This is a genomic window from Hasllibacter halocynthiae, from assembly GCF_003003095.1.
In the GTDB taxonomy this organism is placed as follows: domain Bacteria; phylum Pseudomonadota; class Alphaproteobacteria; order Rhodobacterales; family Rhodobacteraceae; genus Hasllibacter; species Hasllibacter halocynthiae.
In genome coordinates this window covers 666,453-681,436 of sequence record NZ_PVTT01000002.1, presented here as the reverse complement: position 1 = coordinate 681,436, position 14,984 = coordinate 666,453, and the positions used below count along the sequence as shown (strand labels likewise).

20 protein-coding genes are annotated in these 14,984 nt (G+C 76.1%); 10 read left to right on the top strand and 10 right to left on the bottom strand.

Annotated features, from left to right (window positions below; genetic code table 11):
- Window positions 1-14: 14 nt before the first annotated feature.
- Window positions 15-809, top strand: a complete 795-nt coding sequence (locus tag BCF33_RS10230) for a DUF1217 domain-containing protein (RefSeq protein WP_106160829.1) — start codon at window positions 15-17, stop codon at window positions 807-809.
- On the opposite strand, the gene fliI is transcribed toward BCF33_RS10230, so the two are convergent.
- The gene (gene fliI / locus BCF33_RS10225; RefSeq protein ID WP_106160828.1) at window positions 806-2,095 is read right to left on the bottom strand and encodes a flagellum-specific ATP synthase FliI; all 1,290 of its coding nucleotides are present in this window, start codon (window positions 2,093-2,095) and stop codon (window positions 806-808) included. The two genes, BCF33_RS10230 and fliI, sit on opposite strands and share 4 nt — an antisense overlap.
- Window positions 2,096-2,171: 76 nt before the next feature.
- On the opposite strand from fliI, the gene BCF33_RS10220 reads away from it, so the two are divergent.
- The 9 genes from BCF33_RS10220 to BCF33_RS10180 are packed head-to-tail and all read left to right on the top strand — an operon-like array spanning window position 2,172 to window position 6,574.
- Entirely contained in the window at window positions 2,172-2,534 is a 363-nt protein-coding gene (locus BCF33_RS10220; RefSeq protein WP_106160827.1) for a hypothetical protein, read from the top strand.
- On the top strand, window positions 2,534-2,905 hold the full coding sequence (flgC, locus tag BCF33_RS10215) for a flagellar basal body rod protein FlgC (protein WP_106160826.1): 372 nt from the start codon (window positions 2,534-2,536) through the stop codon (window positions 2,903-2,905). Before BCF33_RS10220 ends, flgC begins: the two co-directional genes overlap by 1 nt.
- A 15-nt stretch (window positions 2,906-2,920) precedes the next feature.
- Window positions 2,921-3,199: a flagellar hook-basal body complex protein FliE gene (gene fliE, locus BCF33_RS10210; protein ID WP_106161572.1), complete on the top strand. Its 279-nt coding sequence runs from the start codon at window positions 2,921-2,923 to the stop codon at window positions 3,197-3,199.
- On the top strand, window positions 3,196-3,465 hold the full coding sequence (locus BCF33_RS10205) for a flagellar biosynthetic protein FliQ (protein WP_106160825.1): 270 nt from the start codon (window positions 3,196-3,198) through the stop codon (window positions 3,463-3,465). Before fliE ends, BCF33_RS10205 begins: the two co-directional genes overlap by 4 nt.
- A 3-nt stretch (window positions 3,466-3,468) precedes the next feature.
- Complete coding sequence (locus BCF33_RS10200; RefSeq protein ID WP_106160824.1) at window positions 3,469-4,173, top strand: flagellar hook-basal body complex protein; 705 nt, start codon at window positions 3,469-3,471, stop codon at window positions 4,171-4,173.
- A gap of 10 nt (window positions 4,174-4,183) precedes the next feature.
- Complete coding sequence (gene flgG, locus BCF33_RS10195; RefSeq protein WP_106160823.1) at window positions 4,184-4,969, top strand: flagellar basal-body rod protein FlgG; 786 nt, start codon at window positions 4,184-4,186, stop codon at window positions 4,967-4,969.
- Window positions 4,966-5,370 (top strand): flagellar basal body P-ring formation chaperone FlgA, encoded by a 405-nt coding sequence (gene flgA, locus BCF33_RS10190; RefSeq protein WP_106160822.1) that lies wholly within the window; start codon window positions 4,966-4,968, stop codon window positions 5,368-5,370. Before flgG ends, flgA begins: the two co-directional genes overlap by 4 nt.
- Complete coding sequence (flgH, locus tag BCF33_RS10185) at window positions 5,367-6,089, top strand: flagellar basal body L-ring protein FlgH (protein WP_106160821.1); 723 nt, start codon at window positions 5,367-5,369, stop codon at window positions 6,087-6,089. The genes flgA and flgH overlap by 4 nt, the downstream gene beginning before the upstream one ends.
- A complete protein-coding gene (locus BCF33_RS10180) occupies window positions 6,089-6,574 on the top strand; it encodes a flagellar basal body-associated FliL family protein (protein WP_106160820.1) in 486 nt (161 codons plus the stop codon). Before flgH ends, BCF33_RS10180 begins: the two co-directional genes overlap by 1 nt.
- Here BCF33_RS10180 and BCF33_RS10175 read toward each other — a convergent pair.
- From BCF33_RS10175 to BCF33_RS10135, 9 genes are read right to left on the bottom strand one after another with little or no spacing between them, the layout of a single operon-like run.
- Window positions 6,555-6,869, bottom strand: coding sequence for a hypothetical protein (locus tag BCF33_RS10175; protein WP_106160819.1), 315 nt, complete (start codon window positions 6,867-6,869; stop codon window positions 6,555-6,557). The genes BCF33_RS10180 and BCF33_RS10175 overlap by 20 nt on opposite strands.
- On the bottom strand, window positions 6,866-7,912 hold the full coding sequence (locus BCF33_RS10170; RefSeq protein ID WP_106160818.1) for an EscU/YscU/HrcU family type III secretion system export apparatus switch protein: 1,047 nt from the start codon (window positions 7,910-7,912) through the stop codon (window positions 6,866-6,868). The genes BCF33_RS10175 and BCF33_RS10170 overlap by 4 nt, the downstream gene beginning before the upstream one ends.
- Window positions 7,909-8,676 (bottom strand): flagellar biosynthetic protein FliR, encoded by a 768-nt coding sequence (locus BCF33_RS10165; RefSeq protein WP_106160817.1) that lies wholly within the window; start codon window positions 8,674-8,676, stop codon window positions 7,909-7,911. Before BCF33_RS10165 ends, BCF33_RS10170 begins: the two co-directional genes overlap by 4 nt.
- Window positions 8,673-10,721, bottom strand: a complete 2,049-nt coding sequence (locus BCF33_RS10160; protein ID WP_106160816.1) for a flagellar biosynthesis protein FlhA — start codon at window positions 10,719-10,721, stop codon at window positions 8,673-8,675. The genes BCF33_RS10165 and BCF33_RS10160 overlap by 4 nt, the downstream gene beginning before the upstream one ends.
- Before the next feature lies 1 nt (window position 10,722).
- A complete protein-coding gene (locus tag BCF33_RS10155) occupies window positions 10,723-12,483 on the bottom strand; it encodes a hypothetical protein (protein WP_106160815.1) in 1,761 nt (586 codons plus the stop codon).
- Window positions 12,480-13,349: a flagellar motor stator protein MotA gene (gene motA, locus BCF33_RS10150; RefSeq protein ID WP_106160814.1), complete on the bottom strand. Its 870-nt coding sequence runs from the start codon at window positions 13,347-13,349 to the stop codon at window positions 12,480-12,482. The genes BCF33_RS10155 and motA overlap by 4 nt, the downstream gene beginning before the upstream one ends.
- Entirely contained in the window at window positions 13,346-13,927 is a 582-nt protein-coding gene (locus BCF33_RS10145) for a MotE family protein (RefSeq protein ID WP_106160813.1), read from the bottom strand. The genes motA and BCF33_RS10145 overlap by 4 nt, the downstream gene beginning before the upstream one ends.
- Window positions 13,924-14,358 (bottom strand): hypothetical protein, encoded by a 435-nt coding sequence (locus BCF33_RS10140; RefSeq protein ID WP_106160812.1) that lies wholly within the window; start codon window positions 14,356-14,358, stop codon window positions 13,924-13,926. The genes BCF33_RS10145 and BCF33_RS10140 overlap by 4 nt, the downstream gene beginning before the upstream one ends.
- Window positions 14,355-14,879 (bottom strand): flagellar basal body-associated FliL family protein, encoded by a 525-nt coding sequence (locus tag BCF33_RS10135; protein ID WP_106160811.1) that lies wholly within the window; start codon window positions 14,877-14,879, stop codon window positions 14,355-14,357. The genes BCF33_RS10140 and BCF33_RS10135 overlap by 4 nt, the downstream gene beginning before the upstream one ends.
- Window positions 14,880-14,984: the final 105 nt, after the last annotated feature.

The following is a 14,984-nucleotide window of genomic DNA, read 5'->3' as shown; positions in this document are numbered from 1 at the left end:
AGGGGCCGCCCGCCATGAGCTTCGCCCCCGTCCTGCCGGCCGGCGGCCTCGCCGGCTGGCGGTTCCTGCAGGGCGCCGGCGGGACGATGCGCGCGGCGCACGCCGCCTCGCCCGCCGTCGCCCGCCCGGCAGACGCCTTCGAACGCGTCGCCCCCGCCGCATGGACGTCCGCCGCGATCACGGGCGACCGCCAGGTCCGAATCGTCGCGCTGACGGCGTTCGGCCTCGCGCAGGACGCGGACAACCGCGCCTTCGTGGATAGGATCCTCGCGGAAGGCGCGGGCGCGCCGGGCGCGTTGGCCAACCGCATGGGCGACGGACGCTACCGGGCCCTCGCCGAAGGGTTCGGCTTCGACGGCGCCGTCCCGCGCACCCGCGATCCGGAGCAGGTCGCAGCGATTCGCGCCCGCTACGAGGCCCAAGCCTTCGAAGCCGCCATCGGCGGGACCCACCCGGACATCCGCCTGGCCCTCTCGATGGAGCGCGAGCTGACCGATCTGGCCGGGCGGTCGCTGTCGAACGAGGGCAAGTGGTTCACCGTCCTCGGAACGCCCCCGCTGCGCGCGGTGTTCGAGGGGGCGCTGGGCCTTCCCGCCTCGGTCGGCACGCTCGACGTCGATCGCCAGCGCGAGATCTTCGGACAAGCCGCCCGGCGGGCCCTCGGAACCGACGACCTCTCCCGCTTCGCGGAAGCAGGCGCACGGGACGCCCTGGCGGAGCGGTTCCTGGTGCGCGGCGCAGCCCTGTCGGGGCCATCGCCCACGGCCCCGGGCGCGGTCGCGCTTTCCATCCTCTCCGGCCTCGCCTAGGGCGCCGCCGTCTCCGCCAGCAGCGCCGCGAGGCGCGCGACGGCCTCCTCGGGCCCTCGGGAGGCGGAGGAGAGGAACCCCTCCAGCGCCTCGTGCGAGCGAACGGCGCGGTCCGTCGCCGCATCCGCCCCCGCCTCGTAGAGGCCGGAGCGCACCATCAGCTCGACCTCCTCGCGGGCAGCGGCGCGGCGACGCCCTTCGGCGATGATCGGCCGCTCGTCGGGCGCGGCGCAGCCCGGCAGCGCGCGCGACAGCGACCGGAGCAGGTCGATTGCGGGAAAGCGGCCCCTCTCCGCTATGGCGCGCGACAGCACGACATGCCCGTCCAACACGCCACGCAGGACGTCCGCCACGGGATCGGCCATGTCCTCGCCCGGCACGAGGACCGACAGCACCGCCGTTATCGCGCCCCCCTCGCCCCGGCCGGGCCCCGCCCGCTCCGCCAGCGTGGTCAGGCGCCGGGGGGTCCACGGCGCGTGGCCGCCCGGCCCGAGGGGGGCGCCGGCGGCGATCGCGACCTCGCGCTCGGCCTCGGCGAGACGGGTGACGCTGTCGCAGAGGAAGAGGACGTCGCGCCCTTCCGCAGAGAGGGCCTCGGCCGCCTCCATGGCGGCGAAGGGCGCGCGGCGGCGCAGCAGCGGGGGCGCGTCGGCGGGGGCGGCCACGATCAGCGCGCGCGCCCCCGCCTCGGCGAGGGCCCGGCGGAGGCCCGCGATCTCGTGCTCGCGCTCGCCGACCAGGGCGATGACGACGCAGTCGGCCGCCACATCCCGCGCGAGGGCGGTCAGAAGCGTCGACTTGCCCACGCCCGCGCCGGCGAAAAGGCCGATGCGCTGCCCCAGGCACAGGGGGAGGAACGCGTCGAAGGCTGCGAGGCCCGTCCGCAGCCGCCCGCCCAGGGGGCCACGCGGCCCCGTGGCGGCCGGCGCGGCCCGCCGAGGCGCGGGCGCCGGAAGCCCGTCCAGCGGTGCGCCCGCGGGATCGACCGTCCGTCCGAGCCAGTCCGGCCCCGCGCCGAGCCGCCCGCCCGGGCGCAGGACGACGCCCGCGCCCGGAGCCAGCCCCTCGCCCTCGCCGTCGAGAAGGACGGTGGCGGCCCCCTCGTCCATCCCGACCACCTCGCCTCGAAGGCCGCCGCCGACGACCTCGACGCCGTCGCCCAAGGCGGCGGGCAGCCCCGACACGACCGCGCGCCCGGGCGAGAGCGCCGTGATCCGGCCGAGCGGGCATGGCCGGGCGGCCTCCCGCAGGGCGTCCTTCAGGGATTCGAGTTCCGGTCGTGTCATTCCTGTTCTCCTCTCAACCTCCCGTTAAGCGAATCGGGGTTAAGGACAGGTTGAACGACGAAACGGGGGCGCGCCCATGCTCGACCACATTCCGATCCTCTCCACCGCAAGCGCCCTCGCGCGGCATGCAGGCGCACGCACGGAAGGCACGGCGCGCAACCTCGCCAACGCGGACACGCCGGGCTGGCGCCCCCTCAGGGCCTCGCCCTTCGATCCGGGCGCCCCGGGCCTGCGCGCGACGCGGCCCGACCACCTGGGCGGCTCTTCCGGCGCCGCGGTCGAGTGGACCCTGGGCGCGGCCACCAAGCCCAACGGCAACGGCGTCTCGGTCGAGGCCGAGATGGTGGAAGCCGCCCGCGCCCGCGCCGATCACGGCCTGGCCCTCGGGGCGTGGCGGGGCGCGATGGACGTCCTGCGCGCCAGCGTGGCGACCCGCTGATGGCCGGCGACGCCCTCTCCATCGCCGCCTCGGGCATGTCGGCGCAGTCGCGCCGCCTGCGCCACGTGGCCGAGAACATGGCCAATGCCGACACGCCGGGCTTCCGCGCCAAGCGCGTCGCCTTCGAGGCCGACGGCGCGGGCGGCGTGCGGCCGGGCGGGGTGACGCTCGACGCGCGGCCGCTGCCCCGGGTGCACGACCCCGCCCATCCGATGGCCGGCACGGACGGCTTCTACGAAGGATCGAACGTCGACCTCGTGATGGAAATCGCCGACTCGCGGGAGGCCCAGCGCTCCTACGAGGCGAACCTGCGGATGTTCGACCAGGTCAGGCAGATGCGGACCGCGCTGATCGACCTGCTGCGCCGATAGGAAGGGAACCCCATGATCGATCTCAACGCAAGCGCCGCGCTGCGCGGCTATGCCGCCGCCCTGCGCGAGGCGCCCGCCGCCGGGCCCGAGGCCGCGATCGGCCGGGCCGCCGACGGCTTCGCCCGCACCGTAGCCGAGGGCGAGCGGGCGGCCGTGGCCGCCATGACCGGCCGCGCCGACCCCCAGGCGATGGTCGAGGCCCTCGCGCGCACGCAACTCGCCGTCGAATCCGTCGTCGCCGTCCGCAACAAGGTCGTCGAGGCCTATCAGGAGATCCTGAGGATGCCCGTATGATGAGCGAGGGCGTCCTCTACGACGTGCTGCGCGACGGCCTCTGGGTCTCGGTCGCGATCAGCATGCCGATCCTGGCCGTCGCCCTGGCCGTGGGCCTCGCGATCGGGCTGCTGCAGGCGCTGACCTCCGTGCAGGAGATGACGCTGACCTTCGTGCCCAAGCTCGCCGCGATCGGTGTGACGTTCTGGATCACGATGGACATGATGACCCGCGCGCTCGTCGATCTCTGGACCGGGCGGCTGATGCCGCTCGCCGCCGGGATCTAGGGGATGTCCGGCTACGTCACCCTCGCGCGCGCCTCCGGCCTGATGGCCGAGATGCAGGGCATCGCGCACAACATCGCCAACGCCTCGACCACCGGCTACCGCCGCGAGGGCGCCGTCTTCGCCGAGCACGTCACCGCGCTGGAGGGGGCCCCTTCGGTCAGCCAGGCGCACCTGCACGGGCGGGTCACGGACCGCACGCAGGGCGCGCTGACCGGCACGGGCGCGCCCTTCGACCTCGCGATCGAGGGCGAGGGCTTCTTCCAGGTCGAGACGCCCGGCGGCCCCCGCCTGACCCGCGCGGGCGCGTTCACCCCTGACGAGGCGGGCGTCCTGCGGACCGCCATGGGCCACGCCGTGCTGGACGAGGGCGGCGCCCCCATCCTGCTGCCCGCCGACGCGGGGCCCGTCGCGGTGGCGCCCGACGGCACCATCTCGACGCCGCTCGGTCCCCTGGGGCGCATCGGCCTCGTCCGGCCGGAGGACCCCGCCGCCGCAACGCGCGAGGTGGGCACCCTCTTCCGGGCCGAAGGCGCCGTCCCGGCTGAAGGCGCCCGCGTCGTCCAGGGCGCCCTCGAGCAGTCCAACGTCGAGCCCGTCACCGAGATCGCCCGCATGATCGCCGTCCAGCGCGCCTACGAGGCCGCGTCCGCCTTCTCGCAGAAGGAAGGCGAGCGGCGGCGCGAGGCGATCCGAACCCTTTCCCGATAGGAGAAACCCGATGCGCGCCCTCCAGATCGCCGCAACCGGCATGTCGGCCCAGCAGATGCGGGTCGAGACCATCTCGAACAACCTCGCGAACATGAGCACCACGGGCTACGACGCCCGCCGGGCCGAGTTCGCCGACCTCCACTACCAGCAGGCCACCGCGCCCGGCGCCATCTCGGCGGCGGACGGGACGGTCGTGCCCGTCGGCGTCCAGCTCGGCCTCGGCGCGCGCGCCGCGGCGGTGGGGATGCAGCTCGCGCAGGGCTCGCTCGCCGAGACGGGAGGCGACCTCGACGTCGCGATCGAGGGGAACGGCTATCTCGAGGTGGCGCTGCCGGACGGGCGCCCGGGCTTCACCCGCGACGGCGCGCTCAAGCGCACGGCCGAAGGGCTGATCGTCAACTCGGACGGCTATCCGGTCGCCGGCGACGTCACGATCCCGGCCGACGCCCGGTCCGTCTCCATCAGCCCGGAAGGCGCCGTCTTCGCCTATTTCGCCGACGCCGCCGAACCCGAGGAGCTGGGCCGGATCGGCCTCGCGACCTTCACCAACCCCAAGGGGCTGGAGGCGCGTGGCTCGAACCTCTTCACGGAGACGGCCGCCTCTGGACGCGCCATCCCCGGCGCCGGCGGGGACGAGGGCTTCGGCGTCCTGCGCCAGGGCTACCTCGAGGAGAGCAGCGTCGATCCCGTCCGCGAGATCACCGAGCTGATCGAGGCGCAAAGGGGGTACGAGCTCAACTCCAAGGTCGTGACGGCCGCGGACCAGATGCTCGGCGCGGCGGTGCAGGTCCGATGACCCGCTGGATCCTCGCCGCCCTCCTGATCCTCGCCGCGCGCGCCGTGCCGGCCCAGGACGTCCTCGCGGCCCGCACCCTGCGTGCCGGCACCGTGATCGCGCCGGCCGACCTCCGGGCGGGCGACGCCGCCGCCGTCGACGCCCTCGCCGGCATGGAGCTGCGGGTCGCCGTCTATGCCGGCCGGCCGGTCGGCCCCGGCGACGTCGGCCCGCCCGCGGTGATGCGCCGCAACGACCCGGTTCGCCTCGTCCACGCGGGGGGCGGCATCCGCATCGCCACCGAAGGGCGCGCCCTCGGCCGCGCCGCCGCCGGCGAGCGGGTGCGCGTCATGAACCTCGCCTCGCACGCGACCGTCGAAGGCGTCGCCCGCCCCGACGGCACCGTTCTGGTGCTGCCATGAGGGGCGCGCTGATCCTCGCCGCGGGCCTGGCCGCCTGTGCCCCCATCCGGGAGGTCGGGCGCGCCCCGGTCCTGACCTCGCCGGCGAACACGCCCGAGAGCCACGCGCTGACGAGCACCTCGCTCGCCGAGGCGTCGTCCTTCGACGAGCCGCCTCTCGCCGCCGCCTCGACCTGGGCGGCCGGGGCGGGCTCGCTCCTCGATCTGCCGCGCGCGCGGGGCGTGGGCGACATCGTGACCGTGGTCATCGAGATCGACGACGAGGCCAGCATCGAGAGCGACGCGCGCCGCTCGCGCTCGGACCGCCAGCAGATGGGCGTGGACGGCTTCCTCGGCCTGCCCGAACGCGCAGCGGCGCACCTGCCGGCCGGGGCCTCCCTCGCCACGGCCGTGGACACCAGCTCCTCCTCGGGCTTCGACGGCAGCGGGCGGGTCTCGCGCGCCGAGAGCCTCGAGCTGCGGGTCGCCGCCGTCGTCACCGCCGTCACCCAGAGCGGCGCGCTCGCGATCAGCGGCACGCAGGAGGTGCGCGTCAACGCCGAGCTACGCGAGCTGACCGTGAGCGGGTTCGTCCGGCCCGAGGACATCTCCCGCCGGAACGAGATCCCGTCGGACCGGATCGCCGCCGCGCGCATCGGCTATGGCGGGCGCGGCCGCGTGTCCGAGGTCCAGCAGCCCCGCTACGGCGCGCAGCTGGCCGACCGGCTCCTGCCCTTTTGATGGGGCGCATCCTCGGCTTCGCCTTCGCCATCCTCGCCGGCGCGGCCGCGGGCGGGGGGGCCGCATGGTGGACCGCGCCGCCCGCCGGCCAGCCCGGGAAGACGGAGGAGGGCGAGCCGCCGCCCGAGACCCCGGAGGAGACCACCCCCGGACCGACGGCCACGGTGACGCAGCGCCTCGCCAACCAGTTCGTCCTTCCGCTCATGTCGGAGGAGGGGCTGCTCGGGCATGTGGTCCTGACCCTCGCCGTCGAGATGGACGAGGGTGCCCCCGACGTCCATCCTCAGTCGCCGCGGCTCCGCGACGCCTTCCTGTCGGCCCTCTCGGCGCATCGAGCGGATGGCGGGTTCGGCGCGGACGTGGCCTCCCCCGAGGAGCTCGAGGAGCTGCGCGCCGTTCTTCTGCGCGCCGGCCGGTCCGTCCTCGGCGAGGACCTGCGCGCCGTGCTGATCGGGGACCTCTCGGTCAGCCCGGTCGCGCGCTGAGGGCGCGCAGCACCTCGGCCCGGGCGGCGTCCCGGGCTGCGCGCCGGCCCTCCGCGCCCGCCTTCGCCGCCGCCATCGCCTCGGCCCCGCGCGCGCGGAGGAGCGCCGCCTCGCGGCCCGCCTCCGCGAGGGCGAAGCCCGCCCCCGTGATACCTTCGGACGTGCGGGCGGCGGCGGCCGAACGCACCGTCCCGCCCAGGCGGTCACGCTCGCGCTCGGCCCGGGCGGCGGCGGCGGCCGAGCGGGCCGCGACGAGCGCCGCCAGACGCGCGAGGTTTCGCGCGCCGTCCGTCACCGGGCGCGCCGCATGGCGTCGGCGAAGCGGATGAGGGCGGCGACGGCGCGCCAGGTCTCGGGCGGGACCTCCGATCCGATCTCGGCGGCCGCGTGGAGCCCGCGCGCGAGCGGCGGGTCGACCTTGACCGGCACGCCCGCCCCTTCGGCCGCCGCGCGGATCCTCAGCGCGACCTCGTCGAAGCCCTTGGCGACGCAGACCGGGGCCGAGCCGGGCGCGCGCGACCATTTCAGGGCCACCGCGTAGTGCGTCGGGTTCATCACGACCACGTCCGCACCCGGCACGTCCGCCATCATGCGGGTGGTCGCGATCTGCTCGGCGCGGGCCCGGCGGCGGGACTTGAGGTGCGGGTCGCCCTCGGCCTCCTTGGCCTCGTCGGTCTGCTCCTTGCGGGACATGCGGTTGCGGCGGCGATGGTCGAAGCGCTGCCAGATCAGGTCGATCGCGCCGACCCCGGCCGCCAGCGCCACGACGGGGCCCAGCATCGCCGCTGCCGGGCCGAAGCTCGCGGCGATGGCGGCCCTGTCCGGCAGCGCGGGCATGCCGGCGATGCGGTCCAGCTCCCGCAGGCCGATGATGACGAGCACGCCGCACAGAAGGCCCAGCTTCGCGGCGCTCTTGGCGAACTCGAAGAGGCCGGAGGGCCCGAACTTCTGCTTGGCCTGCGCGAGGGGCGAGACCTTGCTCGCCCTCGGGGCCAGCTTGCCGGGCGCGAGGACCACCGTGCCCTGCGCCGCCAGCCCCGCGACCACCAGCGCCGCCGGAGCCGCGACGAGGCCGGCGAGCGGCCCGGCCGTCCCGACGACCTGCGCAAAGGACGGCACGCCGCCCGCGCCCGCCAGCCGGAGCAGCCCGGCGAGCCGCTCGCCCGTGGCGAGGAAGGCGGAAGGCCCCGCGAGCGCGAGGAACGCCGCCGCGCCCGCATAGGAGAGAGCCGTGAGGAGGTCCTGCGACTTCGGCCCCTCGCCCTTCCTGCGCGCATCCTCGAGCTTCTTGGCGCTCGCCTCCTCGTTGCGCTCTCCCTGGTCCTCCTCGCCGCTCACGGGCCGAGCGGATCGCGCAGCCGGTCGCCCAGCGCGTCGAGCCAGACCGGAAGGAGGAGGGGCGCCGTCGCCGCCAGCAGCGCCAGCGCGGCGAGCGAGATCGCCGGTGCGCCGACGAGGGCGACCATCAGCTGCGGCATCGCCCGGCTGACCACCCCGAGCGCCAAGTTGTAGGCCAGCCCCACCGCCACGAAGCCTGCGGCCAGCCGCACCCCGAGGGCAAAGGCCGCGCCGGCCCGCGCGATGGTCCAGTCGGCCCCCTCGCCGGCCCCGAGGCCCAGGCCGGCCGGCAGCGCCTCGTAGCTCGCGGCGAGGGCCGCGGCCGCCTCCGCCGGCAGGCCCGCCAGCGCGGCCAGCGCCAGGGCCGCGACGGTCAGCACGTGCCCGATCGCCGGCAGCGGCTCGGAGACCGGCGAGCCGAGGAGCTGCGACAGCGACACCGCCTGCGCCGCCACCGAGCCCGCGATCTGCAGCGCCATGACGAGGGCCCGCAGCCCGAACCCGATCAGGAGGCCGGCCGCCGCCTCGCCGATGAGGAAGAGGGGCCCCGCGCGCTCGGGCAGCCCAGGGGCGACCACGGGCGCCACCACCGCCGTGAGGGCGAGGGCGAGGACTAGCCGGATCCGGGCTGGGACGACCCGTTCGCCGAAGAGGGGGAGGAGGAAGGCCGCGGCACCGATCCGCGCGAAGACCCCGGCCGCGCCCAGAAGCTCGGCGCGCGCCGCCTCCGCGATGGGCAGGACCAGCTCGACGAGGGCGTTCACGCCGGGACGCGCCCCACGAGGGAAGGCCGCGCCTCGAGGCCGATCTCGTCGTAGGAGAGCACCGGCGCGGTCAGGCCCGCGGCCGCCGCGACCGTGCGGAGGAACCGCCGGCGGCGGCCCGAGGTGACGACGGCGACGTCCGCGCCAGCGGCTTCGGCCAGCTTCTCGCCGAGGCCGGCGGTCAGCCGGCCGAAGAGGTCGGGGGGCAGGGCGACGTCGGCGTCCGGCGTCTCGTGGGCGGCGAAGCGCTCCTCCCATTCGGGGGCAAGCTGGATCAGCGGGATCGTCCCGTCCGCGCGGCGCAGCGGCGCGACCAGCTGGAAGCCGAGGCGGCGGCGAACGTGCTCGACCACGGCGTCGGCGCGCGGATCGGCGGGCCGGATCTCGGCGACGGCCTCGAGGATCGCGCCGAGGTTCCGGATCGACACCTCCTCCTCCAGGAGGGCGCGCAGCACCGACAGGAGGAGGTCGACCGGCACCTTGTCGGGGATCAGCTCGTCGAGGAGGCGGCGGTTCGCGGCCGCGCGCGCCGGATCGGACGGCTCGGCGAAGGCGTCCAGCAGCCGGCGCAGCGACTTCAGCGTCAGGAGGCGCCCGAGGTCGGACTTCACCACCTCCAGCAGGTGGGTGGCCAGAACCTCCGGCGGGCTGACGACGGTGAAGCCGTCCATCTCCGCGGCAGGCGCGGCGCCCGCGTCGATCCAGGCGGCCGGCGCGCCGTAGACCGGTTCGGTCACGGCCTCGCCGGGCGGGGGCGGCCCGCTTCCGGCGAGGGCGAGCATCCGGCCGGGGCGCAGGACCCCCTGCCCCCGCTCGACCCCCTGGACGGAGACGGCGTAGCGCCCCGCCTCGAGCGCGGGATCGTCGGTCAGGCGGATCTCGGGCAGGATCAGCCCGTAGCGCCGGGCGACGTGATGGCGCATCGTCTCGATCCGCGCCTCGAGGCCGGTGCCCGCGCCCATCACCGCCGGGACGACGTCGGAGGCGAAGGTCAGGTGGATGTCGTCGAGCTCGAGCACGTCGCCGATCGAGGGGCCCGCCGGCGCCGGGGCGACGTCTTCGGCGGGGGCCGCCTCGGCGGGGCGGAGGCTCAGCCGCCAGGCCCCGAAGCCCAGGCCCGCGGCGAGGGCGAGGAAGGGCAGCGCCGGCAGGCCGGGCACCGCGGCCAGCAGCATCATCAGCGCGGCGACGGCGCCCACGGCCTCGGGCCGGCGTCCGAACTGCGCCAGCATCGCGCCGTCCGTGGTGCCGGTCGCGCCGCCCCGGGCCAGCAGCAGCGCCCCCGCGATCGAGATCACGACGGCCGGGATCTGCGTCACGAGGCCGTCGCCCACGGTGAGGATGGCGTAGGTCTCCAGCGCGGTGGCGGCGGGCATGCCGTGCACGATCGTGCCGATTGCGATGCCCGCCACGACGTTGAGCAGCGTGATGAGAAGGCCCGCGACCGCGTCGCCCTTCAGGAACTTGGACGCCCCGTCGAGCGAGCCGAAGAAGGTTGTCTCGGCCAGCTCGGTCTCGCGACGGCGGCGGGCCTCGGCGTGGTCGATGGCGCCGGCCGACATGTCCGCGTCGATGGCCAGCTGCCGGCCCGGCATCCCGTCGAGCGCGAAGCGCGCGCCCACCTCGGCCATCCGCCCGGCGCCCTTGGTGATGACCATGAAGTTCACGATCAGCAGGACGAGGAACACCACGAGGCCGATCGACAGGCTGCCGCCCATCACGAAGGAGGCGAACCCCTCGATCACGTCGCCCGCGGCGTCCGTCCCGGTGTGCCCCTGGCTGATGATCAGCTTCGTCGAGGACACGTTCAGCGACAGCCGCAGCATCAGCGAGGCCAGAAGGACGGTCGGGAAGATCGAGAAGTCGAGAGGCCTCTCGACGAAGAGGGCGGTGGTGAAGATCAGGATCGCCAGCCCGAAGCTCAGCGCCAGCCCGAGGTCCAGCGCCCAGGTCGGCATGGGCAGGATCATCATGAGGATGATCGCCAGCAGCGCGACGGCCATGCCGATGGCCGGGTTCAGGAGGGCGGCGGCGGCGGCGCGCATCTCAGCGCCCCTCCAGCACGGCGCGCACGGCGGCGAGCGCGCGGTCCGCGCTCTCGACCGCGACGCGGGCGGCCTCCGCGGCGTCCCCGGGCGGCGGGGCGGGCGCCGCGGGCGGCGCGCCCGGGGCCCAGGCCGCCTCCGCCGGCGCGACCTCGGGCGCGGGCATGGCGGGGGCCGCGGGGATCGACGCGTCGGCGGGGCCCCAGCCATCGGCGACGAGCCTGCGCTCGATCCGCGCCCAGAGATCCGGATGGATGGGCGCCTCTTCCAGGACGTCCGCCCATTGCCGCGACAGGCGGACGGCCTCGGCGGTCGGCGCGTCCGCGAGATGGCGCGCGATCGCCGCCCAGGCGAGGGGCGGGTCCCGCGGTTCCAGCACCTCGAGCGCGGCGTCGGGCCGCCCCTGCGCCAGCGCGGCGGGGACGGCGACCTCCAGCAGCGCGCGGCGCAAGGGGTCGCCCGGACGGTCCTGCGCGAGGCGCAGCGCCGCATCCGCGACCGCCGCGTCCGCCGGCCGGCCGCGAAGATAGGACGCCGCGGCCTCGACCGCCTCGGGCGAGGTGCCGAGCGCGAGGGGCCGCAGCGCGTCCAGCCCCGCCTCGCCCTCTTCCAGGAGGGCGGCGGCGAGCAGCGCGGGGGGTTCGCGATCGGCCTCCGGCAGCATGCGGAGCATCCGGCGTGCGGCGCGCGCCCCGTCGGGCCCGGCCTCCATCAGCGTCCGCGCCGCGGGGGGAACCGCGATGGCGGCGAGGCGCGGCGGGACGGCGAGCGCGGCGGACGCGATCTCGCCTGGGGGCGGCACCGGGACCTCGCCGGCCACGGCCTGCCAGAACGCCGCGGGGGGCGCGCAGGCGGCCCAGCCGGGGGGCGTGCGGTCGGTCAGCGCCGCCGCGACGGCGAAGAGCTCGCCCCGTTCCGGCCCCTCGGGGACGAGGCGCAGCACGGCCCGCGCCTCCTCGGGCAGCCCGTTCGCCAGATGCCTTCGCGCCATGTCCAGCGCCGCGGCGGGGTCGACGCGGTCGAACTCCCCGAAGAGGGGGGCCGGCGCCGCCCGGGCGGCGAGTGCGGGGGCGCCCGCCTCCGGGCAGGACGCGGGAACGGGCGGCGGCGCGGCGCGCGGATCGAGGCGCAGCGTGCCGCCGGTCTCGAGGCGCTCGATCCGCTCCGGCAGCGGCGGCGGATCGGCCGCCGGATCGAGAAGCCCCCTGTCCACCCCGATTGACAGCGCCCCCGCAAGGGCCGCGCGCAGGGGGTCGGGCTCGATCTCCCGCCGCGGAGGATCCGCAGGGGCCGTCGCCGGGACGCGGAGGGCCTCGAAGCGCGGCAGGAGTGGAAGGACGCCGGCCCCGGCCTCGGGCAGCGCCGGGCCGCGCTCCTCGGGCGCGGCCCCGAGAGGCGGGCGCTCGACGGCGGCGACCTCCGGCCCGACGTCGAGCGCGAGGATGGGGCCGGGATGCTCTGTCGCCGCCAGGTCGCATTCGCAGCCTGCGACGAGGGTCAGCCGCCCCTCGCCGCCCGAGGCGACGGCCGCGATGCGCGTGCGGCCGATGCGCGACCACGTGTCCGCGAGGTCGAAGGCGCCGCCGCCCTCTACCAGAACCTCCCAGCCCTCGCCGGTGGGCAGGATGGACCAGCCGCCGGCCTTCGGAAGCGGAATGGCGAGGCGGGTGAAGCCCTCGTGCTCGCCGCCGCGGACGGGGATCTCGGCCCGGGCGGCCGCCCCCCCCGCGAGCGCGAGCGCGACGAGAAGCGCCCGGATCATGCCTGCTGCGCCTTCAGACCGCGCAGGCGCTCCTCGAGGTCGTCGAAGGAGGGCCGCCAGTGCGAGGGCGTGTTCTGCCGCCCGACCTCGATGCAGATGTCGACCGCATGGCGGTGGAGGTTGGCCACCAGGACCTCGCGCACGAGATCCTGGAAATGGGCGTCCTCCTCCATGACGACCTTCAGGCGCGCCGCGAGGGGTCCGACGATCCCGTATGCGAGGAACACGCCGAGGAAGGTGCCCACGAGGGCGCCGCCGATCAGCTTGCCCAGCACCTCGGGCGGCTGGTCGATCGAGCCCATCGTCTTGATCACCCCGAGCACGGCCGCGACGATCCCGAGGGCGGGCAGCCCGTCCGCGACCGTCTGCAGCGCATGGCTGGGGTGAAGGGAATGGTCGCGGTTCGCCTCCGTCCGCTTGTCGAGGACCTCCTCGACCTGGTGGGGGTCGTCGTAGTTCATCGAGGCCGCGCGCAGGGTGTCGCAGATCATGGCGACGATCTCGCCGTCGGCGCGGATGCGGGGGTAGCGGGCGAAGATCTCGGACTCGCCGGGCTTCTCGACATGCCCCTCCAGGGCGAGCGCGTCCTGCCGCGCCACGCGCACCAGCTCGTAGAGCAGGCACAGCAGGTCGCGGTAGTCGTCGGGCTTCCACTTCGGCCCCGCGAAGGCGCGCAGCACGCCGCGCCCCGTCGCCTTCACCTCCGCGATCGAGTTCGAGACGAGGAACGCGCCCGTCGCGGCGCCGCCGATCATCATCATCTCGAAGGGCAGCGAATGGAGGATGATCCCAAGCTTGCCCCCGGCGGCGAGGTAGCCGCCGAAGACCATCACGAAGACCACCGCGATCCCGAGAAGGCCGGTCATCGGTCGCCGTCCCCCGCCGGCGGCAGCCCCAGGCGCTGCGCCCGGCCCGCGACGACCGCCGAGACCGCGTAGGCGTCCTCCGGCGCCATCGCGGCGAGGATGCCCGCGGCCGCGTCGGCGGGCATCCGGCGCAGGAAGCCGGCGGCGAAGCCCGCCTCCATCACCGCGAAGAGGGCCGCCGCGTCGCCGGGCCGCATCGCGGCATAGGCGCTCGCCAGCCGCTCGACGTCGCGCCCCCCCACGCCCTCGGCCTCCGAGAGGAGGCCCGACAGGGCCTCGGCGGCGCCGCGGACCTCTTCCGCTGCGGCCTCCAGCTCGCCCTCGGCGCGCGCCAGCTCGGCCTCGCGCGCGTCGAGCGCGGCGCGGCGGGTACGGGCCTCCCGCTCCAGCTCGGCCTCGCGCGCGCCGAGGGCGGCACGGCGGGCGCCGATCTCCTCGATGAGCGCCTCGGCGGCCTCGGGCGGGACGACGACCTCGCCGACGGCCGCCGCGGCGCCGGGCAGGCCGGGGGCGAGCCGGAGCCCGGCGGAGAGGGCGAAGGCCCCCGCGACCAGGGTCAGGGGTCCGGCGGCCCTCATGCCGCCACCTCGGACCGGCGGAAGACGGGTCCGGCCGCGGAGGTGCCCAGAGCAGAACCGGGGGCCGAATCGGGGGCCGAATCGCGATCCGGGGCGGGTTCCGGCGCGGCCGCCCGCGCAGGGGGCGCGGCGGCGGCGGGCTCGCGGTCGGCGGCCGTCATCAGCAGCTCGATGCGCTGCGCCAGGCGCTCGGCCCGGTCCGACGCGCGGTCGAGCGCCGCCAGCCGCGCCAGCGTGTCCTCGCCCTGCGCCTTCGCGCCCCGGATCGTGCCGGCCAGGGCGTCGGTCTGCTCGGAGAGGGCCGCGAGCGTGGCCCCGAGGCCGCTCTCCGTGTCGGAGAGGCGGGCGATCCGGCGCGACAGCACGAGGCAGTAGAGCCCCGCGCCGGCGGCGGCCGCGACGAGGAAGAGGTCGGAGAGGAAGGCGGTCATAGGGTCACCAGCTCGGTCAGGAGAAGGTCGCGCACGGCTTCGCGGCCCGTGACGATGCGGACGCGGCGCAGAAGCTGGCCGCGCAGGCGGACATGGGCCGACCGCTCGAGCAGACTGTCCGGCTCGACGGCGCGCAGATAGGCGTTCATCGCGTCGAGGATGCGCGGCATCGCCTGCGCGACGGCGTCGGCGGCGTCCGGCGCGACCTCCAGCTCGGCCGAGAGGCGCAGGTTCGCGCGCCCGTCGGGAAGAAGGAGCGTCACGGTCAGGGCCGGCACGGAGACGAAGACGGGCTTCTCGGACGCCGCGGCCGCCACCTCGGCGGCAGGCTCCGCGGGGGCGCCGCCGTGCCCGTCCGCGCCGCCGCCCCCGAAGGACGGCACCCCGCCCAGCGCCACGGCCGCATAGGCCCCCGCGCCCGCGAGGGCGGCCAGGACCAGCGCGATGAGCGGCCCTCTCTTGCCGCGCCCGCCGCTCTCCGGGGGCGCCGGCGCTTCGGGGTCTGGGGTCTCGGTCGTCATCGGTCGGCTCCTCCTGGGTCCGACTCGGGGTCTAGGGGGAAGACACTAACGTCCTGTTAATCTCGATCGTGAAAGGTGGCCCCGTCGCCGCGATTCCCGCGGCGC